Raw genomic sequence first — 21,112 nt, 5'->3', positions numbered from 1 at the left:
CCTCCACTATTGACCGAAACGCAGATAGTGGGCAGACGCATGGCAGAGTCGGAAGGCCATATATCAGGCAACGGCAGCCCCCAGGTTCAGAGCCATGGTCAGCCCGACTTGCGGGCGAAGTCATGGAACTCACAGGCTATTTCCGCAATGAAATAGCCTGGCCTGATAATGTGGGCTTCCCAACCCAGCACCACGGATGAAGTGCGATGCGTTGGGCAGCTTACGAGCGGAGCTTGCCAGCGTCAAGGCCGAGCGGCCAAACCAGGGGCCGGCCCGCTGCAGCCTGCACTCACACCGACCACAGTGGCGGCTCGTCCAGCAGCGCGATCTGCTCGCGCAGCGTCAGGATCTGCTCCTCCCAGTAACGCTGGCTGTTGAACCAGGGGAAGGCCGCCGGAAACGCCGGATCGTGCCAGCGCCGCGCCAGCCAGGCGCTGTAATGGATCAAGCGCAGGGTGCGCAGCGCTTCCAGCAGATGCAGCTCGCGCAAGTCGAACTCGCAGAAATCCTCGTAACCGGCCAGCACATCCGCCAATTGCGCCGACTGCTCCTCGCGGCTGCCGGATAGCAGCATCCACAAATCCTGCACCGCCGGCCCCATGCGGCTATCGTCGAAATCGACGAAGTGCGGGCCGTCGTCGGTCCACAGCATATTGCCGACATGGCAATCGCCATGCAGCCGCAGCGTGCCCACCGCGCCGGCGCGCTGATAAGCGCGCTCGACGCCGGCCAGCGCCTGCTCCAGCACGCCGCGGAACACCTCGCGCAGTTCCGGCGGCAAGGCCGCGTGCTGCAATAGATATTCCGCCGGCTCGCGACCGAAGCTGCTCACATCCAGCGCCGGACGTTGCGCGTAGTCTTCCACCCGCCCCAGCGCGTGGATGCGGCCGAGGAAGCGGCCTATCCATTCCAACGTGCGCGCGTCGCCCAGCTCCGGCACCCGGCCGCCGCGGCGCGGGAACAGCGCGAAGCGGAAACCGCCGTGATGGTGCAAGGTGGCGCCATTGAAAGCCAGCGGCGGCACCACCGGGATTTCCCGTTCCGCCAGCGCCAGGGAGAAGGCATGCTCCTCCAGGATCTGCGCATCGCTCCAGCGCTCCGGCCGATAGAACTTGGCCACCAGCGGCGCGGCATCCTCGATGCCGATCTGGTAAACCCGGTTCTCATAGCTGTTCAGCGCCAGCAGGCTGCCGGAGCTGTAAAGGCCCAGGCTGTCCACCGCGTCCAGGATGGCGTCCGGCGTCAGGCCGGCGAATGGGGGCGTTTGATGTGTCTGCATCCACGCATTATACGCAGCCGGCAGTCCTCGAGCGTAAGCGGGTAAAATGCAGATATCTGACGCCGCGCCGGAAACCGCCATGGACTTGAAAACGCTATACACCCGCCTGCCCTCGGTAGACCGCCTGCTGGGCCATGACCGCCTGGCGCGCCTGCTGGGCCGCCACGGCAACGCCGCCCTGACCGAGGCGGTGCGCCAGACGCTGGAGCAGGCGCGCCAATACATCCGCGAACAGCACGCCTTGCCGGCCTGGGCCGACAGCGACGACAGCCTGGCCGCCGCCATCGGCGACCGGGTGTCGCAACGCCAGCGCATGACGATGCGGCCGGTGTTCAATCTGTCCGGCACCGTGTTGCACACCAATCTGGGCCGCGCGCCTATGGCCGAGGCCGCGGTGGACGCGGTGAGCGCGGCGATGCGCGAAGCCGCGACGCTGGAGTTCGATCTACAGGGCGCCGGCCGCGGCCACCGCGATCAGGCGGTCAGCGAACTGCTGCGTGAGCTGACCGGCGCCGAAGCCGCCTGCGTGGTCAACAACAACGCGGCCGCGGTGCTGATCATGCTGTCCACCGTCGCCGCCGGCCGCGAGGTGATCCTGTCGCGCGGCGAAATGGTGGAGATCGGCGGCGCCTTCCGCATGCCGGACGTGATGCGCCAGGCCGGCTGCCGCCTGGTGGAAGTGGGCGCCACCAATCGCACCCATCTGAAGGACTACCGCAACGCCGTCACCGCCGAGACCGGCCTCTTGCTCAAGGTCCACACCAGCAACTACGCGATCCAGGGCTTCGCCAGCAGCGTGAGCGAGGCACAACTGGTGGAACTGGCGCGCGAGCGCGGCCTGCCGGTGGCCACCGATCTGGGCTCCGGCGCGCTGATCGACCTGGCCGCCTACGGCCTGCCGCACGAACCGATGCCGCAACAGATGATCGCCGCCGGCGTCGATCTGGTCAGCTTCTCCGGCGACAAGCTGCTGGGCGGACCGCAGGCCGGCCTGATCATCGGCAAGCGCGAATGGATAGACAAGATTCAGCAGCATCCGCTGAAACGCGCGCTGCGCTGCGACAAGATGACGCTGGCGGCGCTGGAAGCCACGCTGCGCCTGTACCTGGAGCCGGACCGCCTGCTTGAGACCCTGCCGACGCTGCGCCGCTTGAGCCGGCCGCAGGCGGCGATGCGCGCCAGCGCCGAACGGCTGCGCGCGCCGCTGGCCTCAGCGCTGGGCGCCGATTATCAGGTGGAGGATGCCGCCTGCCTGTCGCAGATCGGCAGCGGCTCGCTGCCGGTGGACCGGCTGCCCAGCTGGGCGCTGGCGGTGGCGCCGGCCGATGGCAAGGGCGGCACGCTGGAGCGGCTGGCCGAGGCCTTGCGCGCGCTGCCGCGTCCGGTGATAGGCCGGCTGACCGACGGCCGGCTGTGGCTGGATCTGCGCTGCCTGGAGGACGAAGCCGGCTTTATCGCCAATCTGGAGTCATTGCCGCGACCATAGCAGCACCAGCAGTGCCGCCGCCGCCGTCCAGCAGACGGCGGCGCCTATCAGCGCCGGTCCCAGCCGCCAGCGGTCCACCAGCCAATACAGCGCCAGCAGATAGATGAAATAAGGCAGCAAGGAGGCCATGCCAAACAGCAAGGTGGCCTTCAGCGCGGCTACGCCGCGCTCGCCGCCTACAATATAGTGAGCGATCAGCGCAAAAGTGGGGAATAGCGGCACCAGGCCGGCGATGTAGTAATTCCTGGACTTGGCCAGCACGCTGATCAAGAGCACCGCCAGCGCGCCCAACAGGCTTTTCAGCAGCAAGGCCATTCGCTTCCCCGTTCTCGGCAAAACCCGGATTGTGGCATAAGCGCGGCGCGGCGCAAGGGATACCCATCCTGATGGCAGGGTCTGTGAGGCTCATTCTTGTTCTCATTCTCATTAATAAAAACAATCAGTTTTTATATTTAATAGCTTTTGTGCGATAATAGAAGCTCCCATCCACTGCTTGGCTGTCACGACCATGGCCCATATACATCATGCCCACGATGAGGGCAGCGTCGAAAAACGCCGCGCCGGCCGCCTCAGCACGCAGGTCAGCGTCGTCGTCAACCTGCTGTTGTCCACCATACAGATCGTGGTCGGCGCGCTGGCGCACTCCTCGGCGCTGATCGCCGACGGCGTGCACTCGCTGTCCGACCTGCTGGCCGACTTCGTCGTGCTGCTGGCCGGCAAGCACAGCCACAAAGCGCCGGACCATGATCACCAGTATGGCCATCACCGCTATGAAAACGCCGCCTCGCTGGCGCTTGGCCTGCTATTGCTGGGCGTGGGCCTGGGCATGCTCTATGCCGCCGCAGGCAAGTTCAGCCATCCGGACACCATTCCCACCGTGCACACCATCGCCTTGTGGATCGCGCTGCTGGCGCTGGTCGCAAAAGAGCTTTTGTTCCGCTACATGCTGGCGGTGGCCAAGCGCGTGCGCTCCAGCATGCTAGTGGCCAATGCCTGGCACGCGCGCTCAGACGCCGCCTCCTCCCTGGTGGTGGCCTTGGGCATCGTCGGCAACCTGATGGGCTACCCGCTGCTGGACCCGGTGGCCGCCTTGCTGGTGGGCTTGCTGGTCACGCGCATGGGCTGGCGCTTCGGCTGGGACGCGATGAATGATCTGATGGACCGCGCCGCCGACGACGACACCATCGCCGCCATCCGCCAGACCTTGCTCGGCACGCCCGGCATTTACGGCGTGCACGATCTGCGCACCCGCAAGATGGGGGACTTGATCCTGGTGGACGTGCACCTGGAAGTGGACGGCTCCATCAATGTGGAGCAAGCCCACGCCATTTCCGAGACCGCGCGCCACCGCGTGCTGGAACGCCACCCGGTGCTGGACGTGCTGGCGCATATCGACCCGGCCGGCCACTATCTGCCAGGCGCGACCCCCACGCATTGACGCGGCGGGCGCGGACCGCAAGCCGGCAATAAACTTCCAAAGTGGCCAAACCCGCCGTTTCTGGCGATACTTGGCCTTTTCCCCGCGCCATTTCTCCCGCCATGATCATCGCCACCGCCGGACACGTCGACCACGGCAAGACTTCGCTGCTGCATGCCCTGACCGGCACCGATGCCGACCGCCTGCCGGAAGAGAAAAAGCGCGGCATGACCATAGATCTGGGCTATGCCTATCTGCCAACGCCGGATGGCGGCATGGTGGGCTTCATCGACGTGCCCGGCCATGAGCGCTTCCTCGGCAATATGCTGGCCGGCGTCGGCGGCGTGCGTCACGCGCTGCTGGTGGTCGCCGCCGACGACGGCGTGATGCCGCAGACCCGGGAGCACCTGGCCATCCTGCAACTGCTGCGCCTGGACAGCCTGACCGTGGCCATCAGCAAGAGCGACCTGGCCGACGCTGCGCAATTGGAGCGCGTGCTCGCGCAAACGCGGCAAACGCTGGCCGCGCCCGGGCTGCCGCCGGCCATCCTATTCCCGGTGTCCGCCGTCAGCGGAGCCGGCATCGATGCCTTGCGGCGGCATTTGCTGCAATTGCCCAGCGGCGACCTCGGCGCGGAACGGCGCTTCCGCCTGGCGATAGACCGCGCCTTCATCATCGGCGGCGCCGGCCTGGTGGTGACCGGCACCGCCTGGGGCGGCCGCGTCGAAGTCGGCGATACGCTATGGCTCAGCGGCAAGGAGGTCCCGATGCGCGTGCGCGGCCTGCATGTGCAGAACCAGCCGGCGCGCCAAGGCCAGGCCGGCCAGCGCATCGCGCTCAATCTGAGCGGCGAGGCGGAAAAACAAGACATCCAGCGTGGTGACTGGCTGCTGGCCGCGGCGCCGCCGGCGCCCGCCGCCCGCGTCAGCGTGCGGCTGCGTCTGACCGCCGCGCCACATGCGCTGCTGCGCCATTGGCAGCCGGTGCACATCCACCATGCCGCCAGCCATTGCACCGGCAGAATCGTGCTGCTGGAGCAGGCGCAGCTCAATCCCGGCGACGCCGGGCTGGCGGAACTGGCGCTGGACCGTCCGCTGCACCTGGCCGACGGCGACCGGCTGATTCTGCGCGACGCCGGCGCGCAGCACACGTTGGCCGGGGCCGTGGTGCTGGAGCGGCAGCCGCCGACGCGCGGCAAGCGCCACGCTGAGCGGCTGGCCTATCTGCGCGCACTGGACGCCGCCGGCGGCGATGATGCCGGCCAATTGCGCCTCCGCCTGCAACGACAAGCGCTGTCCTTGCCGGAACTGGCCTGGGACCGCCAGCTGAGCGAAACCGGACTGACGCGGCTATTGGACGCCGCGCCCTTGCAAATCGCCGGCCAGCACGCCTATGCGCCGGAACACTGGGCACGCTTGCAATTGCAGTTGCTGGAACGACTGCAAGCGCTGCATCTCCAGCAACCGGATCAATTGGGCGCCAGCCGCGGCCGCATGCGCCGGCTGGCGCTGCCACTGGAAAGCGAGGCCGCGGTCAATCTGATGATCGATCAGCTGCTGGCATCGGGAAAGTTGCTCAATACCCGCGGCTGGCTGCACCTGCCCGAACATGTGCTGGCCTTCACTCCTCAAGAGGCGGTGCTATGGCAGCGGCTGGAGCCCGCCTTCAGCACCGACGGGCAGGCTTGCTGGGTGCGGGACTTGGCCGCTCTGGGCGGCGTGGAGGAAGAGGAAGCGCGCGCCTTGCTGCGCAAGGCCGCGCGGCTGGGTCATGTGCACGCGGTGGTGCCGGACCGCTATTTTTCCGGCGCCGCGATCCGGCGCATGGCCGCCGTGGTACGCGACTTGAACCAGCAGGCCGGCTACGCCGACGCCGCCAATTTCCGCGATCAGTTGGCTTGCGGCCGCAAATTGGCGATCCAGGTATTGGAATATTTCGACCGCAGCGGTTTCACCCGCCGTCTGGGGGACAAACATCTGCTGCGCGAGGCGCAGCTATTCGATTGAAGCACCGGCGCGCTATTCCAGCGCCCGGCCCAGCACCGCGCGCAGCCGGCTGATATCAAAGGGTTTCTCCAGCTTGGCGGTGAACCAGTCGGCGCGGGGATCGGCATACTCTTCCGGGTAGGCCGTCATCGCGATGATCTTCACCCCGCGATGGCGCACGCTGCGCTTCAGAGCCTCCGCCACCGAGTAACCGCTCTCATTGCCCAGCTGCATGTCCAGCAGCACCACATTGAAGCGGGACTGCTGGATCTTCTGGCAGGCCTCGGCCACCGAGCTCGCCGTCGACACCGCGTAGCCGTTCATCTGCAGGCAATCGGAAAACGGCTCGCGGATATTCTTGTCGTCGTCCACCACCAGCACCGAGCGCTCCGGCGCCGGCTCTTGGTCCGGCACCACGATGGGCAAGCGGACGATGAACTCCGAGCCCACGCCCACCACGCTCTTCAGTTCCAGCTCGCCGCCCAGCAGCGACACCAGTTCCTTGACCACCGCCAGCCCCAGTCCGCTGCTGCCCACCCGGCGCGCATGGCCTTGGAAGAAGGGCTGGAAGATCCGCGATTGAAACTCTTCCGGCACGCCGATGCCGGTGTCTATCACCCGGATATCCAATATGTTGCGGCCATCGGCGCCGTCCACGCCGGCCTCCACCGTCACCGTGCCGCTGTCGGTGTAGCGGATGGCGTTGGTCAGCAAATTGCCGACGATCTGCCGCAGGCGGCCGCTGTCCAGCTTCACCGCCGGCGGCAATTCACCCAGCCGCACCAGCAAGCCCAGGCCCTTGCCGTCCAGTTGCGCGCGATGCAGGTCTATCACCTCGTTCAGCGTCGCCGCCACGTCCACATCGCTGATATGCAGCCGGAACTGCATGTTCTTGATCGCGGAAATGTCCATGATGTCGCGCACCTGGGTCATCAGGTGGGCCATGCAGGTTTTCAGCCGCCCCACCGCCTTGCCGGCCTTGCCCGCGGGGTCGATATCCGGCTCGATCAGCTCCACGCACACCTGCATGGTCTGCAGCGGCGAGCGGATCTCGTGGCTCAGCGTGGCCAGGAAGGTGGTGCGGTCCAGCTCCGCGTTCACCGTGGCCTTGTGCGCGGCCCGCTCCTGCTCCAGCAATTGCTGGCGCGAGGCGGCCTCGCGGCGCGCGCCCTGGTAGCGGTACAGCAGCACGAAAATCACCATGCAGATGCCGCCCAGCGCGAACCACAGCGAGGCGATCAATTGCTGGTTGTAGCGCAGGTCCTTGTTGCGCGCGTCGCGCGAGGATACTTCGGTCACTCGAGCCTGCACCGCGAACTCGGCGAGGGACGGCCGTATGCTGTCGATGCGGTCGATATTCTGCTGCGCGGAAGCGATGCTGGGATGCAGGATGTTCTGGTCTTCGAAGAAGTCCTGCAGCAGGCTGGCGGTGCCCTTGAAGCCGTCGACGCGGCTGAGCATCTGCTGCATCTTGGACGGGGTGGTGAAATCGAGGAAGCGGCTATTGGCCACCTCCAGCCGCAGCTGCGCCTGCGCTTCGGAAATCTCCCCCGCCTTCAGCCGCAGCAGATCGGCGCGCGCCTTTTCCAGCTCCAGCTGCATCTGCGCCACCGACCAATACAAGTCCTCGCTGCGGCCTTCAAAGCCGCGCGCCGGCACATAGCGTTCTATCGCCATGTAGACGCCCACCGCCAGCAGCAGAAAGCCCAGCAGCGCGATCGCCGGAAGTCCCTTCCAGGCGGACAGCATCGATTTACTCATCTCGCGCTCCCGTCCATCCCGCGCCGGCCGGCATCAAAACACCACCAGGCGGTTGATCTGCCAGACCAGCTTGGCGTCCATCGCCGGTCCTTTCTTGTCCTCCGGCATCTGGTCCAGCGGGTACATCAGCCACAGTGGGCCGCGATTGCCTACATCCAGCGGCTTGTGATTGACCGAACGCGCCAGCACCACGTCGAAGTCGTAGAACTCGCGGCTGTCTATCCAGTACACATAGTCGTTCAGCGCGCGCAGCTTGACCTTCTGGCCGCTGGCGCCCACCTTGGCCAGGATGTCGCGCATCAGTGGGCCGCTGAACACCGATTGCGGCGTCCAGGTGGTACGGGTCACCACCGAGTGCTGCTTCAGGCTCCGCAAATCCTGTTCACGGAACTCGTATACATTCTTTTCCTTGTCGGTGAACTGGCTGATCTTGCCCGACACCGTCAAAATCACCGGCCCCGGTTCGGCATGAAGCACCGCGACGCAACACGCCAGCGCCAAGCCGCTCAATCCCGTCTTCCAACTCTTCCCCATGCCACGCTCCCAGCCACACCCGTCCCGCGGTCATTGCAGCTGGGCGTTCCCCGCGCCGGCAATGACATCAACGTATCAATTTGCAGAAACTTGAATGAATAAATCTAACTAGAACAAAAATGCCATTAAAATATCTGTTCAATATATCAAGCCCCTAGTCAAAACACCATGCGCCCCCCTGTCTACCAGTCCGATGGGACAGTTGGCCGCTGTGATACCTCCGCGCCGGAACGGCGCAAATAAAAAAGCGGCCCAAGGCCGCCCTGTGTATTCCGGCGCCGGATTCAGCCGGCTCGGGTCCTACTTGCCGCGGCGCAATCCAGGCCGGCCGGCGACATGACAAAGTTGGATAAACTGGGACAGAAAGTGCTTCATGCTGATTTCCTTTATTCTCGGTAGACAGAACGGCGCCGCGCGTTCTTGGTGACGCAGTCGGCGACTCCACCAGTCTAATGGCATGATGCACTGCGGTAAAACGCATTTTATTGATGGGGCATAAAATTGGCTTATCGCGATTCCGCGATATAATGCGGCTTGGCGTCATCCCGACGCCTGCGCCTATCGCCGCTTGACGGCGATTCCTCAGAGGAAGAGACGCGTCCCCGGTGGGGCGGCTGGTCTTCAAAACCAGATGGGGCCGCCAGCGGTCCCGGGCAGGTTCGACTCCTGTTCTCTTCCGCCACTCTTACTCTGTCGGTTTGACACCCAGGCACAGCGGGCAATTGCACTGAATCGCGTGGCGGCTTACTAGCGCGCGCAAGCGCTGCAGACGTTGCGCTTCCGCCAGCATCACCGACACCTCGACCGGCGCTTCCTTCACCCTGGGCTCGCTGGCGATCATCGGCCCGCAACCCGCCGTTGCCGCCGCGCCAACGCCCAGCATCACTCCGCTCGCCCCAGCCATCTGCAGCCATTTCACTGGCATCGCGTTTCCTTTCACTACAGGCTTTCCATTGCCGGACACATCCAGCCTGCAGCGCCGCAAGCGATAAAAAAACGGCCCTGAAACAGGACCGTTCTTGGCTTGCCGCAATCAGCGGATGATTTCCACCTTGTAGCGCGGTGGCAGCAGCAATGCCGGAACTTCGCGCTTGGTCTTGCGGCTGCGGCGGCTATTCAAGGGCTTCTTCACGCCCTCGGCGCCCGCCAGCGCCGAAGCCTCGGGCTTCGCGACGGCGCTCGCTTGCGGCGCGGGACGCTCTTGCGGACGCGGCGCCAGCCAAGACGGACGGAAACCGTCGACGATCTGCGGCGTCAGCGTCAGCTTGGTCAGCTTCTCGATAGACTCATGCTGGCGGGTTTCTTCCGGCGACATCAGCGAAATCGCCACGCCCTTGGCACCCGCGCGGCCGGTGCGGCCAATACGGTGCACATAATCTTCCGGCGCGTTTGGCAGCTCGAAATTGACCACATAGGGCAGCTCCGTCACATCCAGGCCGCGCGCGGCGACATCGGTGGCCACCAGCACGCGCAGCTTGCCTTCCTTGAACGCGGCAAGGGTTTCCAGCCGCGCGCCTTGGGCCTTGTCGCCATGAATGGCTTCGGCCTGCAGGCCATCGCGCTGCAATTCGCGCGCCAAGCGGTCGGCGCTGAGCTTGGTCTTGCAGAACACGATGACCTGGCTCATATCGCGCGACTTGATCAGATGGCTCAGCAAGTTGCGCTTCTTGAACGCGTCCACCGAGTAGACGATCTGCTCGACCTGGTCGTTGGTCGCGTTCTGGCGCGCCACTTCCACGGTTTGCGGCGACTTCATGAAGTCGGAAGCCAAACGCTTGATCTCCGGCGCGAAGGTCGCGGAGAACAGCAGGGTCTGGCGTTCCTTGGGCAGCATGCCCATGATCTTGCGGATATCCTGGATGAAACCCATGTCCAGCATGCGGTCGCCTTCATCCAGCACCAGCACTTCCACCTTGTTCAACTGAATCGTCTTCTGCTGAATGTGGTCGAGCAGGCGGCCCGGCGTGGCGATCAAAATCTCGACGCCGCGGCGCAGTTCCTGCGTCTGCGGGTCCATATTGACGCCGCCGAACACGGTGGTGGCTCGCAGCGGCAAATACTTGGTATAGGTTTTGACGTTGACGCCGATCTGATCAGCCAGTTCGCGGGTGGGCGATAGCACCAGCGCGCGCAACGGGTGCATGGCCGGCGATACGCTGGTATTGGCGTATTTCTTCAAACGCTCGAGGATGGGCAGCATGAAGGCCGCGGTCTTGCCGGTACCGGTTTGGGCGGCGGCAAGCAAATCGCGGTTGGACAATACCAGGGGAATCGCCTTTTCCTGAATAGGGGTGGGCTGGGAATAGCCCTGCTCTTCGATGGCGCGCAGAATCTCGGGCGACAGCCCGAGTTCGGAAAACAGCATGGACAACACTCCTGCAAAACTCGCGGGGCCTGTTGCGCGCATGCGCCAACACGCCCTCGTATTCAAATGACACGAACCGACAAGGCAACGCCGCCCTAACGGCGGCGTTGGGTCGTCAGCCCATGAGGCTTGCGACGCTGAGCAGCAGAATTACGGCCAGCCATAGCAGGGCGGAGCGCCAAACCAGACCAACCGCGCTTTTCAGGTAGTTGGGGTCGGCCTCATCGCCCAAGCCCAGTTCGGGCCGGAAGCGTAGCGAGTAATCCTGTCTGAGCGGATCGCCCAATTTCACGCCTATCGCGCCCGCGGCCGAAGCCAGCAGAATGCCATTGGCGTAGTTGCCCCAGGTCTTGGCCTGGGAGCGCCAGCAATACACCGCGTCCTCGAAGTCGCCCATGATGGCGAAGCTGGCGGCGGTCAAACGCACCGGAATCCAGTCCAGCCAAGCGGCGGCGCTGGCCGAGAAACGGCCGAACGGGTCTTCATTGACGTCGCGGTTGCCCCATTTCTGATTCAGCATAGAACAAAGGCGATACAACAGGGCCCCAGCCGGTCCCGGCAGCAGCACGAACCAGAACATGGTGCCGAACACATGGCGGTAGCTGTCCACCACCCCTTGCTCGATCGCCAGCCGCGAGATTTCCTCGACCGACAATTCCGCCGTACCCTGCCCGGTCCAGTCCGCCAGCGCCACGCGGGCATCCAGGTCGCGACCCTCGGCCAAGGCCAGGGATATCTCGGAGAACGCGCTGGAAAAGTGGCGGAAACCCATGGTCAGGTACAGGACCAGGACATTCCACAACATCGCCAGAATGGGACTCAAAGCATGCAGCGCATAGTAGATCAGCAAACTGAGCAGCACCGCCGGCACGATGGCCAAGGACCACGCCAACACGCCGTGTCGATTGGAGCCGGCATTCAGATTGCGTTCCAAATGATTGGCGTAGCGGGTGAACAGCAGCCAGACGCGGTTGCGGTTGCCCAGCGGCCGCAGTTGCTCCAGTGCCAGAGCGATAATCAAGGAAATCAGGGTCATTGGTTCTGGATAGTGGTTTCTCAGGCCCGGAGTGGAAGATACCATAAAGACCCTGCCATTCCCACTTCTCCTTGAGAATAGACTCTAAAAACCGCGAGTGGCCGGCAAGCCAGCCACGCGGAAACGACAAGAGCGCCACGCGGGCGCTCTGTGATGACGGTGCTGACGGCGAGCTTTGACAAGCGCTAGGCGGAGCCCAGAAAGCGCCGCCCAGTGGCTAGCTCCGGCAACTGACCGGCCTTGTCGTAACCGACGGTGGAAGCCGCCGCCTCGCGCAGGGTGCTCAGCGCGCCTTCCACCAGCGACAGACGCTGGTCGATGAAATTGCCGTTGAGCTGGTTGATGCTTTGCGCGCGCTGGATCGCCTCTTCCAGCCCGGTCCAGGCCAGACTCGCCTCCGGCTTGTCCGCCAGCCAGATATAAACGGTCTCGCTGTCCTGCACGCCTATCTGCCGCATCAGCTCGCCGCGCTGCGCGGCGCTGGCCGCCAGCAGGTCCAGCACGCCGCTCTTGCTTTCTGCCAAGGCATCCAGTTGAACATCAAAGCCCTTGATCAGGATTTTCTGTTCCTGCTCCAGCAATGCGACCAGCCGGGCGACGAGATCGCTCTCGGCCCGGCACAGTTGGGTGAATTCTTCAACAACGTTCATGCCTGACTTTCACTACCTAGCCGCTAACGCGCCAGCAATTCCTTGGTGGAGGCGATCAAGCCATCGGCGATCTTTTCCGGATTGACGCTGAAAGTGCCAGCGGCGATGGCGGATTTGATCGCGTCCACTTTGCCGGCGTCGAAGCCGGAATCGCTGCCCACCTTGCTCTCAACGGCGCTGAGGCGGCTGGCAAGGGGATTGATCGTCACGCTGTCGGACCCCGCGCTGGCAGGGTTGGCGCTAGCCGCCGCGTCCCGCTGCACAGTCTTGTTCTGGGCGCTATAGCTGGCCGGCAGCTTGCCCGAGTTATCTACTTTCATGGCGTAGCCTTCCCAAAGGGAACCTGAGTTACCTTTATTATCGGACGGAAAAACAATATCTTGAAGACTTTATCGGAATTATCCGGTCAAGCGCCTCGCCAAGCAACGACAAAACGCCGCTCGGCTTCAAAATATGACCATGACGCTGCCGTCGGCCAGCACTTGGCCGCGAATCACCCGGCCGGAAGTCATGCGCACCGACACCTGCTCGCCCTCGGCGGCATTGCCAATCGCCAAACCATCCGCCGCCGCGGCGAAGCCCTCGCCCGAGGCCACCACTTTCACGCGCTGATTGCTGCGCACAAGGTAGGGCGCGCGCACCATGAAGCTGCGCAGCCAGGCGCCGGCCGGCGCGCCAGTGCGCATGGTCTTGCCTATCGCCTGCTGCAAATCGTCCAGCACATTACGCGCCAGGCTGGGGTTGGCCACATCGATCAGCCGTACGTCCTCGGCGCTCAGCACCTCGCCGGCGGCCACCGCGCGGCTTAGCGCCACCCCCATTTTCTTTTCGTTGATCCGCACCGGAATCCTCAAGGCCCAGCCCTGCTCCGGGCAGGAAACCGAGATGAAGGTGGCGCCGGTGGTCACGCCCGGATTCGCCCAGTCGGCCTTGGGCTGGACGCAGGCCGGCACGGCCAGCTTGCGGTCCAGCTGCCCCAGCGTCCAGGTGGCGGGGCGCATCGACAGCTCGTGCTTGAGGAAATCACCCGCCAGCGCTTCCAGCCGCCCCAGGTCCTGCGTACCCGCCGCGCACGCCAAAACAGCCCAAGCGCAGCAGATCATCCAGAGAAATAAACGTTGCATTCCCCCATTCTAGCGCAAGCCGTGGCCAGGCCGCAGCCGCCTCCGTCATTGACATCTGCGCGCCAGATTCAAATAATCGTTCGAATAGAGCTTAGACTCTTAAACCTAAATAAATAATTCAGCACATAAAACCGGAAGGGGACATTCCAATGAAAAAACGTCTGAACACGCTGGCGCTGGCCACTCTGCTGGCGATGCCGGCCGCCGCCAACGCCTATAGCAATTTCTATTTCTTCGGCGACAGCCTGACCGACACCGGCGCCTTCGGCGGCCTGGGCGGCCTGCCGGCCAACGCCCGCTGGACCCTGGCATACGGCACCGGCTGGGCCGAGGCGCTGGGCCAGCGCTATGGTCTGAGCGTGACGCCCAATAACGCTCTCAACAACCATATCGCCAACACCTCCGGCAACAACTTCGCCCAGGGCGACGCGCGCGCGCAGCCGGCGAGCCCGCCCAACACCAATCCCGACACCCCCAGCCAAACGCCGGCACCCGACGCGATCCAGGTCACCGACTTGCCGGGCCAAATCAGCGCCTATCTTGGCCAGAAAGGCCAAAAGGCAGATCCCAACGCCGTTTACGCGGTATGGATAGGCGGCAACGACGTCATCGCCGCCGCCGGCCAGAGCAACCCGACGGCGTATCTGGGCTCCTCCGCAAGCTATACCGCGCAAGCGGTGGCCAGTCTGAAGGCTGCGGGCGCCAACACCATCATCCTGCCGAATCTGCCGGATATCTCGGCGGCGCCGCTGGCGGTGCTCGGCGCCATCCAGAACGCCTTGCCCGGAGCGGCTAATGCCGGCAAAGTGGCCACCGCCTGGGGGGCCGCATGGTATGTGCTAAGCACCGGCCAGACCAGCAATTCCCCGACCTTGATCAATCAGGCGCTGAGCCAGGCGGAAACCGCCGCCGGCTTGAGCGCCGGCACCTTGACCTCCGCCTATGCCGCGGTACAGCCCAATCTGCAAAAAGGCGCCAGCGGCTACAATCAGTTGGTGGATATGGCGCTCAGCGCCGGCAATCTGCAACATGGCGTGGTCAGGGCCGATATCGCCGGCCTGTTCTCGGAGATTCTGGCCAATCCGCGCGCTTACGGCTTCAGCAACACCTCCGGCTCGGCCTGCCCGCAATCCGCGCTGTACTGCCTGGCCGCAAACGTGCCGGGGCAGAACTATATGTTCACCGACGCGCTGCACCCCACGCCCGCCGCCTACCGGCTGATCAGCGATTATCTCTACGGCTTGCTGCAAGCGCCCTATTTCGCCGGCGCGCTGCCGGAATCCGCCTTGAACAACGCCCGCCAACTGGGTGGAACGCTGGACAGCCGTTACCAGGCCATCCGCGCGCAGAAACGCGAGATCGGCACCGTCAGCGCCTTTGTCAGTGGCGCCTTCAATGACGACAAGGTCGGCTACGATGCGCTGTCCGCCAAGCCGCAAGGCCGGCTATACACGGTGGGCATGGACTTTCAGGCCAGCCAGGCGCTGAGCCTGGGCCTGGCGATGTCGCGCCAGAACGGCAAGACCGACATCAACGGCATCGCCACGCCGGGCAGCGTCGACGACCGCAGCACGCTGATGAGCGCGCTGTTCAGCTACAAGCAGGAACGGTTCTGGGTGGACGGCGACGCCCATATCGGCGCCGGCGACATCGACACCAGCCGCAATGTGACGCTGGGGAGCGTGCAAGTCGCGCTGAAAGGCAGCGCGCGCCAAAGCCAATACGGCCTGCGCATCAACGGCGGCTACAGCTTCCCGCTGGGCGCTTACCGCACCGGCCCTATCGCCGGCCTGGATTACGCCCACGTCAAGGTCAACGGTTTCACCGAGCAAGGCGGCAATAGCAGCAGCATGGCCTTCAACGCGCAAAACAACACCTCGCTGGTGGCTCGCGTGGGCTGGCAGCTGGAGGCCGACATCGGCCGTTTCAGCCCCTACGCCAAGCTCAGCTACGCGCACGAGTTCAAGCGCGACGACCGCGTGGTCACCGCCGGCGTGGCCAATACCCTGGGCGACTACAGCGTGAACCTGGGCAAGCCCAAGGCGGATTGGCTGGAATGGACCGCCGGCCTCAGCGCTCAGTTGAACAAGAGCGTGTCGATGTTTGGCCAGCTCAGCGCCATCAGCGGACGCAGCGGCAGCAGCCAGACCGCCGGCAATATCGGCGTGGCGCTGTCGTTTTAAGCGCTCACGGCATAAAAAAACGGCCCCTTGCGGGGCCGTTTTCCCTGACGCCAAGCTGCGTCAAGATGCCAGCGTCTGCTCGATATAGGCCTTGACCTTGACCGCATCCGCCGGGAACACCACCACTTTTTGCGGCAGCTCTTCCAGACCTTCAAAGCCCTCCGGTCGCGGCGGATCGCGGTCCAACGCTTCGCGGATGGTGTCGGCGAACTTGGCCGGCAAGGCGGTTTCCAGGCAGACCACGGTTTCGCCCGGCCGGCGCAGCTCGCGCGCCACCTTGATGCCGTCGGCGGTATGGGTGTCCACCACCACGCCGTCTTCGTCCGCCACCTGACGTATCGTCGCCAGACGGTCGGCATGGCTGCTCTTGCCGGAGACGAAACCGAACGCCTCGGCGGCGGCGGCCTGCTGCGCGGCGGACAATTCAAAGCCCTGACCAGCATCCACTTGCCGCCACAAGCCCTTCAACGCCTCGGCGTCGCGCCCCAGCAGATCAAACACGAAACGCTCGAAGTTGGACGCCTTGGAGATGTCCATTGACGGGCTGGAGGTGACATAGGTGTTGGCGGTGCCGCGCGGGCGGTAAGCGCCGGTACGGAAGAACTCGTCCAGCACGTCGTTCTCGTTGGTGGCCACCAGCAGGCGCTCTATCGGCAAACCCATCTGGCGCGCAATATGGCCGGCGCAGATATTGCCGAAATTACCCGACGGCACGCAGAAGCTGACCTTCTCCTCATTGCTCGCCGTGGCGTTGAAATAGCCCTTGAAGTAGTACACCACCTGGGCCACCACACGCGCCCAGTTGATGGAGTTGACCGTGCCTATCTTGTGGCGCGCCTTGAAAGCGTGGTCGTTCTGCACCGCCTTCACGATGTCCTGGCAGTCATCGAACATGCCCTGGATCGCGATATTGTGGATGTTGGCGTCCTGCAGACTGTACATCTGCGCGCGCTGGAACGGGCTCATCAGCCCATCCGGGCTCAACATGAATACCTGGATGCCGGCCTTGCCGCGCATCGCGTACTCGGCGGCGCTGCCGGTGTCGCCCGAGGTGGCGCCCAGGATGTTCAGGCGCTCGCCCTTCCTGGCCAGCACATACTCGAACAGATTGCCCAACAGCTGCATCGCCATGTCCTTGAAAGCCAGCGTCGGGCCGTTGGACAGTTCCAGAATGGCAAGGCCATCATGCAGCCGCTTCAGCGGGGTGATTTCCTCGCTGCCGAACACCGCGCGGGTATAGCTGCGCTCAATGATGGACTTGAGATCATCTGCCGGAATGTCGGTGGCGAACAGGCGAATGATTTCAAAAGCCAGTTCGGCGTAGGACAGGCCGCGCCAGGCATCCAGCTGCTCGCGGCCGATCTGCGGATAGCTTTCCGGCAGCACCAGGCCGCCATCGGGCGCCAGGCCCATCAGCAGAATGTCGCTGAACGATTGCGGGGCCATGCCGCCGCGGGTGCTGATATAACGCATCAGGGAGTTTCCAGATATTGGGCGCAGGCGGCGGACGCGTCCTTCATCCGCTGTTTGCCGCGCGGGTCGTCTTTCTTGATCTGGCCGGTCAGCACGCCCATCACCTCTTCCGAGGAGAAGCGGCCGGCCAGATGCTGGCTCGCACATTGGCAGTATTTCTGCACTTGTTCCGACGAATGCTGACCGACGCCGTCCGAGGCCGGCGTGCGCTTGACGCAGCCGCGCATCAGAAAGCCCTGCAGCAGGCTGTGCTGGCCGGAGGACAAGGGCGTCGCCCCGGCGCTGGCCAGGATCAGACCGGCGCCGAGGCCGGTCAGCCAGCGTTTAATCATTCAGTTCTTCCATGCGCAAGCGCACCACCTTGCCGGTAATGCTTTCCAGCGCCTCAATGCCGGAGATGGCGCGGTCTATCGCCTGCTCCTGCACGCGATGGGTCAGGATCACCACCTCGGCGGTGCCATCGGACACCGAGCCTTTCTGGATCACCGCCTCGATCGAGATGCCATTCTCCGCCAGCAAGCGGGTGATATTGGCCAGCACGCCGGCGCGGTCGGCGGCGCCGATGCGCAGGTAGTAGGAACTGACCACGTCGGAAATCGGCAGGATGGGCAGATTCTGCAATTGGTCCGGCTGGAAGGCCAGGTGTGGCACGCGATGCTCCGGATCCGCCGTCAGCAAGCGGGTCACATCGACGATGTCGGCCACCACCGCGGAGGCGGTGGGCAGCGCGCCGGCGCCAGCGCCGTAGTACAAGGTCGGCCCCACCGCGTCGCCCTTGGCCAGCACCGCGTTCATCACGCCATTGACGTTGGCGATCAGTTGGCGCGCCGGGATCAGCGTCGGATGCACGCGCAATTCGATGCCGGCGGCGGTGCGCCGGGTCAGACCCAGCAGCTTGACGCGGTAGCCCAACTCTTCGGCGTACTTGATATCGCGTCCTTCCAGCTTGCTGATACCTTCCAGGTAACAGCGGTCGAACTGCATCGGGATGCCGAAGGCCAGCGCCGCCATGATGGTGAGCTTATGGCCGGCATCATGGCCTTCGATGTCGAAAGTGGGATCGGCTTCGGCGTAACCCAGCTGCTGCGCCTCGGCCAGCACTTCGGCGAAGCTCGCACCCTTCTCGCGCATCTCGGTCAGGATGAAGTTGGAGGTGCCATTGATGATGCCGGCAATCCATTCGATACGGTTGGCGGACAAGCCTTCGCGCAGCGCCTTGATGATGGGGATGCCACCGGCCACCGCGGCCTCGAACGCCACCATCACGCCCTGCTCCTGCGCGCGGGCGAAGATCTCGGTGCCATGCAGCGCCAGCAGCTTCTTGTTGGCGGTGACCACGTGCTTGCCGTTGGCGATGGCCTGGAGCACCAGCTCCTTGGCCACGGTGTCGCCGCCTATCAGTTCCACCACGATGTCGACATCGGGGTTGTTCACCACCTGCATCGCGTCGGCCACCACGTCCACGTCCGGACCCAGCAGCGATTGCGCGCGCGCCTGATTGCGGTTGGCCGCCTGCAATAGGCGGATCTGGCGGCCGGCGCGGCGGCTGATTTCCTCGGCGTTGCGTTTGAGAACGGTGGCGGTGCCGCCACCCACAGTCCCCACGCCCAATAGGCCGATATTGATCGGTTTCATTCGCTGCTCCCTGTCTCTAGTATTCTGTCCCCGCCCGCGGCGGCCATGCGCAAGGATGGTGCGCGCGGCTCGCGTCGGCGGCCGGCCCTGATCAAAAGCCGCTCCGCCTGGCCGCTGCTGGCGCAGCGGGCGTGTGTCCCAAGTCTTCTTTGCCAACGGACCGCATCCGCTGGCAAAGAAGGCCTGATGGCAAGACGGGGGCCGCCGCCCCCGCTTGCCGCTTCAATCGGGCGCCGCTTCAGGCTTCGGCGCCGTGACGCTTGCGGTAGCTTTCCAGGAAGCGCGCGATGCGGCCAATCGCTTCCACCAAGTCGTCGGAGTTGGGAAGGAATACCACGCGGAAGTGATCCGGCGCAATCCAGTTAAACCCTGTGCCCTGCACCAGCAGCACTTTCTCTTCCTGCAGCAACTCCAGAATGAATTGCTGATCGTCGCCTATCGGATAGACCTTGGGGTCCAGCCGCGGGAACAGATAGAGCGCACCCTGCGGCTTGACGCAGCTGACGCCGGGAATGTCAGTCAGCAGCTTGTGCGCCAGGTCGCGCTGACGCGCGAGGCGGCCGCCCGACGCCACCAGGTCGTCTATGCTCTGGTAGCCGCCCAGGGCGGTCTGGATCGCGAACTGCGCCGGCACATTGGCGCACAAACGCATCGAGGCCAGCATGTTCAGGCCTTCGATATAGTCCTTGGCGTGCTTTTTCTCGCCGGACAGAATCATCCAGCCGGCGCGGTAGCCGCAAGCGCGGTAGTTCTTGGACAGGCCGTTGAAGGTGACCACGAACAGATCCGCCGCCAGGGAGGCGATGGAGGTGTGCTTGACCTCGTCGTACAGCACTTTGTCGTAGATTTCGTCGGCGTAGATGATCAGCTGATGCTGGCGCGCCACTTCCACGATCTGCTTGAGCAGCGCCGGCGGATAGACCGCGCCAGTGGGGTTGTTGGGGTTGATCACCACGATGGCGCGGGTGGCCGGCGTGATCTTGGCGCGGATATCGTCGATGCTGGGGAACCAGCCCTGCTCTTCATCGCACAGATAATGCACCGCCTTGCCGCCAGCCAGGCTGACGCCGGCCGTCCACAGCGGGTAGTCCGGCGCCGGCACCAGCACTTCGTCGCCATTGTCCAGCAGCGCCTGCATCGCCATCACGATCAATTCCGACACGCCGTTGCCGATGATGATGTCGTCCATGCCGACATTGGGCAATTGTTTCTGCTGCGCATAGTGCATGATCGCCTTGCGCGCGGCGAACAAGCCCTTGGAATCGGAGTAGCCGGAAGCCGACGGCAGGTTGACGATCACGTCCTCGATGATTTCGTCCGGTGCGAAGAAGCCGAACGGCGCCGGGTTGCCGATGTTCAGCTTGATGATGCGGTGACCGTCGTCTTCCATCTTCTTGGCGTGCTCTAGCACCGGACCGCGGATGTCGTAACAGACGTTGGCGAGTTTTTGCGATTTATGGACTGGCTGCATGGCGACAATGGTTTCCGTGGCTGGCCGGCCGCCGGAGGCGGCGGTCTTGCCCTGGCGACGCGGTTTGTGTTCTTTCATGTGATCTCTTTGGATGCCCCGCTCGGGCGGCTGGCCGCGGCCAGTTTGCAGCGGCGTTCAGCGGCGGGGTGGAGTTATAATCCTATCCCAATCTCTGATGCACTGCACTAAATAGGACCAAGCGCCCAGGGCACCGGCCGCGCCGGGCCGCGACGGCTGCGCCAAGTCCGCGAAACCGGGAAGCACTCATATGAAAATGCAGCAATCGCTGGGGCAGGGAAAAAACCTGTTCACCGGCTACGGCGAAGGCCATGTTCTGATCAACGCCCAACGCCATGACGGCAATCTGATCGTGACGCCGGACAGCGTAGAGCCCTGGCCGGTGGCCGCTTTCGAAGAGCTACAGGAGAGCCACTTCAGCGCCTTGCTGGCCCTGCAGCCGGAAGTGGTGCTGTTCGGCAGTGGCAAGCATCTACGCTTCTGCCACCCGCGGCTGTCCGCCGCGCTGACCACCGCCGGCATCGGCGTGGAAACCATGGATACCCAGGCCGCCTGCCGTACCTTCAATATTCTGCTGGCGGAAGACCGCCGCGTGGTGGCCGCGCTGCTGGCGCTCTAAGAACCTGCTTACGATCTCGCGAGCAAGAGCGAGACAAGGCGAAAACGAGCGAAAAAGCGGAATGTACAAGTGGTAC

The 21,112-nt window shown here is 64.2% G+C and carries 19 protein-coding genes and 1 tRNA gene; 6 read left to right on the top strand and 14 right to left on the bottom strand.

The window, feature by feature from the left end:
- Positions 1-289 precede the first annotated feature (289 nt).
- Complete coding sequence (locus tag VI26_RS10320; RefSeq protein WP_048409629.1) at positions 290-1,279, bottom strand: serine/threonine protein kinase; 990 nt, start codon at positions 1,277-1,279, stop codon at positions 290-292.
- 46 nt (positions 1,280-1,325) lie between these two features.
- On the opposite strand from VI26_RS10320, the gene selA reads away from it, so the two are divergent.
- Positions 1,326-2,765: an L-seryl-tRNA(Sec) selenium transferase gene (selA, locus tag VI26_RS10315; RefSeq protein ID WP_231580994.1), complete on the top strand. Its 1,440-nt coding sequence runs from the start codon at positions 1,326-1,328 to the stop codon at positions 2,763-2,765.
- Here the strand turns inward: selA and VI26_RS10310 are convergent.
- Positions 2,748-3,080, bottom strand: a complete 333-nt coding sequence (locus VI26_RS10310; RefSeq protein ID WP_048409627.1) for a GlpM family protein — start codon at positions 3,078-3,080, stop codon at positions 2,748-2,750. The genes selA and VI26_RS10310 overlap by 18 nt on opposite strands.
- Positions 3,081-3,273: 193 nt before the next feature.
- On the opposite strand from VI26_RS10310, the gene VI26_RS10305 reads away from it, so the two are divergent.
- Positions 3,274-4,203 (top strand): cation diffusion facilitator family transporter, encoded by a 930-nt coding sequence (locus tag VI26_RS10305; RefSeq protein ID WP_048409626.1) that lies wholly within the window; start codon positions 3,274-3,276, stop codon positions 4,201-4,203.
- A 101-nt stretch (positions 4,204-4,304) separates the two neighbouring features.
- The gene (gene selB, locus VI26_RS10300; RefSeq protein ID WP_048409625.1) at positions 4,305-6,188 is read left to right on the top strand and encodes a selenocysteine-specific translation elongation factor; all 1,884 of its coding nucleotides are present in this window, start codon (positions 4,305-4,307) and stop codon (positions 6,186-6,188) included.
- 12 nt (positions 6,189-6,200) lie between these two features.
- On the opposite strand, the gene VI26_RS10295 is transcribed toward selB, so the two are convergent.
- Entirely contained in the window at positions 6,201-7,928 is a 1,728-nt protein-coding gene (locus VI26_RS10295) for a HAMP domain-containing sensor histidine kinase (protein WP_082150997.1), read from the bottom strand.
- Between the two features lie 33 nt (positions 7,929-7,961).
- Positions 7,962-8,462, bottom strand: coding sequence for an oxidoreductase (locus VI26_RS10290; RefSeq protein WP_156183830.1), 501 nt, complete (start codon positions 8,460-8,462; stop codon positions 7,962-7,964).
- Positions 8,463-9,049: 587 nt separating this feature from the next.
- Here VI26_RS10290 and VI26_RS10285 point away from each other — a divergent pair.
- Positions 9,050-9,144: transfer RNA gene (locus tag VI26_RS10285), tRNA-Sec, on the top strand.
- 3 nt (positions 9,145-9,147) lie between these two features.
- Here the strand turns inward: VI26_RS10285 and VI26_RS10280 are convergent.
- From VI26_RS10280 to flgA, 6 genes are all read right to left on the bottom strand, one after another.
- Complete coding sequence (locus VI26_RS10280; RefSeq protein WP_048409623.1) at positions 9,148-9,387, bottom strand: hypothetical protein; 240 nt, start codon at positions 9,385-9,387, stop codon at positions 9,148-9,150.
- Positions 9,388-9,495: 108 nt separating this feature from the next.
- Complete coding sequence (locus VI26_RS10275) at positions 9,496-10,833, bottom strand: DEAD/DEAH box helicase (RefSeq protein ID WP_231463256.1); 1,338 nt, start codon at positions 10,831-10,833, stop codon at positions 9,496-9,498.
- Positions 10,834-10,942: 109 nt separating this feature from the next.
- On the bottom strand, positions 10,943-11,863 hold the full coding sequence (locus VI26_RS10270) for a CobD/CbiB family protein (RefSeq protein ID WP_048409621.1): 921 nt from the start codon (positions 11,861-11,863) through the stop codon (positions 10,943-10,945).
- Between the two features lie 185 nt (positions 11,864-12,048).
- Positions 12,049-12,513 carry a flagella synthesis protein FlgN gene (locus tag VI26_RS10265; RefSeq protein ID WP_048409620.1) on the bottom strand — a complete coding sequence of 155 codons (465 nt, stop codon included), beginning with the start codon at positions 12,511-12,513 and terminating at the stop codon, positions 12,049-12,051.
- A 23-nt stretch (positions 12,514-12,536) separates the two neighbouring features.
- On the bottom strand, positions 12,537-12,833 hold the full coding sequence (gene flgM, locus VI26_RS10260) for a flagellar biosynthesis anti-sigma factor FlgM (RefSeq protein ID WP_048409619.1): 297 nt from the start codon (positions 12,831-12,833) through the stop codon (positions 12,537-12,539).
- A 126-nt stretch (positions 12,834-12,959) separates the two neighbouring features.
- Complete coding sequence (flgA, locus tag VI26_RS10255) at positions 12,960-13,637, bottom strand: flagellar basal body P-ring formation chaperone FlgA (protein ID WP_048409618.1); 678 nt, start codon at positions 13,635-13,637, stop codon at positions 12,960-12,962.
- A gap of 149 nt (positions 13,638-13,786) precedes the next feature.
- Here flgA and VI26_RS10250 point away from each other — a divergent pair, with 149 nt between their 5' ends.
- On the top strand, positions 13,787-15,820 hold the full coding sequence (locus tag VI26_RS10250; RefSeq protein ID WP_048409617.1) for an autotransporter outer membrane beta-barrel domain-containing protein: 2,034 nt from the start codon (positions 13,787-13,789) through the stop codon (positions 15,818-15,820).
- A gap of 60 nt (positions 15,821-15,880) precedes the next feature.
- On the opposite strand, the gene thrC is transcribed toward VI26_RS10250, so the two are convergent.
- The 4 genes from thrC to VI26_RS10230 all read right to left on the bottom strand — a co-directional run bounded on the left by thrC (position 15,881) and on the right by VI26_RS10230 (position 20,399).
- Positions 15,881-17,293, bottom strand: coding sequence for a threonine synthase (thrC, locus tag VI26_RS10245; RefSeq protein ID WP_048409616.1), 1,413 nt, complete (start codon positions 17,291-17,293; stop codon positions 15,881-15,883).
- Positions 17,293-17,625, bottom strand: a complete 333-nt coding sequence (locus VI26_RS10240) for a hypothetical protein (protein ID WP_048409615.1) — start codon at positions 17,623-17,625, stop codon at positions 17,293-17,295. Before VI26_RS10240 ends, thrC begins: the two co-directional genes overlap by 1 nt.
- Positions 17,618-18,928: a homoserine dehydrogenase gene (locus tag VI26_RS10235; RefSeq protein ID WP_048409614.1), complete on the bottom strand. Its 1,311-nt coding sequence runs from the start codon at positions 18,926-18,928 to the stop codon at positions 17,618-17,620. Before VI26_RS10235 ends, VI26_RS10240 begins: the two co-directional genes overlap by 8 nt.
- 238 nt (positions 18,929-19,166) lie before the next feature.
- Entirely contained in the window at positions 19,167-20,399 is a 1,233-nt protein-coding gene (locus VI26_RS10230; protein ID WP_048409681.1) for a pyridoxal phosphate-dependent aminotransferase, read from the bottom strand.
- Between the two features lie 268 nt (positions 20,400-20,667).
- Between VI26_RS10230 and VI26_RS10225 the strand changes: the two genes are divergently transcribed.
- Complete coding sequence (locus tag VI26_RS10225; RefSeq protein WP_048409613.1) at positions 20,668-21,036, top strand: Mth938-like domain-containing protein; 369 nt, start codon at positions 20,668-20,670, stop codon at positions 21,034-21,036.
- The last annotated feature ends 76 nt before the right edge of the window (positions 21,037-21,112 follow it).

The organism is Chromobacterium sp. LK1 (assembly GCF_001043555.1).
Lineage (GTDB): Bacteria > Pseudomonadota > Gammaproteobacteria > Burkholderiales > Chromobacteriaceae > Chromobacterium > Chromobacterium aquaticum.
This window is presented reverse-complemented; position numbering and strand designations above follow the sequence as displayed.

Bases quoted from the DNA above. Each gene is read 5' to 3' on its own strand.
- VI26_RS10305 (WP_048409626.1), top strand. From the start codon at position 3,274: ATGGCCCATATACATCATGCCCACGATGAGGGCAGCGTCGAAAAACGC.
- VI26_RS10235 (WP_048409614.1), bottom strand. From the start codon at position 18,928: ATGAAACCGATCAATATCGGCCTATTGGGCGTGGGGACTGTGGGTGGC.
- flgA (WP_048409618.1), bottom strand. From the start codon at position 13,637: ATGCAACGTTTATTTCTCTGGATGATCTGCTGCGCTTGGGCTGTTTTG.
- VI26_RS10265 (WP_048409620.1), bottom strand. From the start codon at position 12,513: ATGAACGTTGTTGAAGAATTCACCCAACTGTGCCGGGCCGAGAGCGAT.
- VI26_RS10250 (WP_048409617.1), top strand. From the start codon at position 13,787: ATGAAAAAACGTCTGAACACGCTGGCGCTGGCCACTCTGCTGGCGATG.
- VI26_RS10230 (WP_048409681.1), bottom strand. From the start codon at position 20,399: ATGCAGCCAGTCCATAAATCGCAAAAACTCGCCAACGTCTGTTACGAC.
- VI26_RS10310 (WP_048409627.1), bottom strand. From the start codon at position 3,080: ATGGCCTTGCTGCTGAAAAGCCTGTTGGGCGCGCTGGCGGTGCTCTTG.
- VI26_RS10270 (WP_048409621.1), bottom strand. From the start codon at position 11,863: ATGACCCTGATTTCCTTGATTATCGCTCTGGCACTGGAGCAACTGCGG.
- VI26_RS10295 (WP_082150997.1), bottom strand. From the start codon at position 7,928: ATGAGTAAATCGATGCTGTCCGCCTGGAAGGGACTTCCGGCGATCGCG.
- VI26_RS10240 (WP_048409615.1), bottom strand. From the start codon at position 17,625: ATGATTAAACGCTGGCTGACCGGCCTCGGCGCCGGTCTGATCCTGGCC.
- thrC (WP_048409616.1), bottom strand. From the start codon at position 17,293: ATGCGTTATATCAGCACCCGCGGCGGCATGGCCCCGCAATCGTTCAGC.
- VI26_RS10320 (WP_048409629.1), bottom strand. From the start codon at position 1,279: ATGCAGACACATCAAACGCCCCCATTCGCCGGCCTGACGCCGGACGCC.
- VI26_RS10225 (WP_048409613.1), top strand. From the start codon at position 20,668: ATGAAAATGCAGCAATCGCTGGGGCAGGGAAAAAACCTGTTCACCGGC.
- VI26_RS10290 (WP_156183830.1), bottom strand. From the start codon at position 8,462: ATGGGGAAGAGTTGGAAGACGGGATTGAGCGGCTTGGCGCTGGCGTGT.
- VI26_RS10280 (WP_048409623.1), bottom strand. From the start codon at position 9,387: ATGCCAGTGAAATGGCTGCAGATGGCTGGGGCGAGCGGAGTGATGCTG.
- selA (WP_231580994.1), top strand. From the start codon at position 1,326: ATGCAGATATCTGACGCCGCGCCGGAAACCGCCATGGACTTGAAAACG.
- flgM (WP_048409619.1), bottom strand. From the start codon at position 12,833: ATGAAAGTAGATAACTCGGGCAAGCTGCCGGCCAGCTATAGCGCCCAG.
- selB (WP_048409625.1), top strand. From the start codon at position 4,305: ATGATCATCGCCACCGCCGGACACGTCGACCACGGCAAGACTTCGCTG.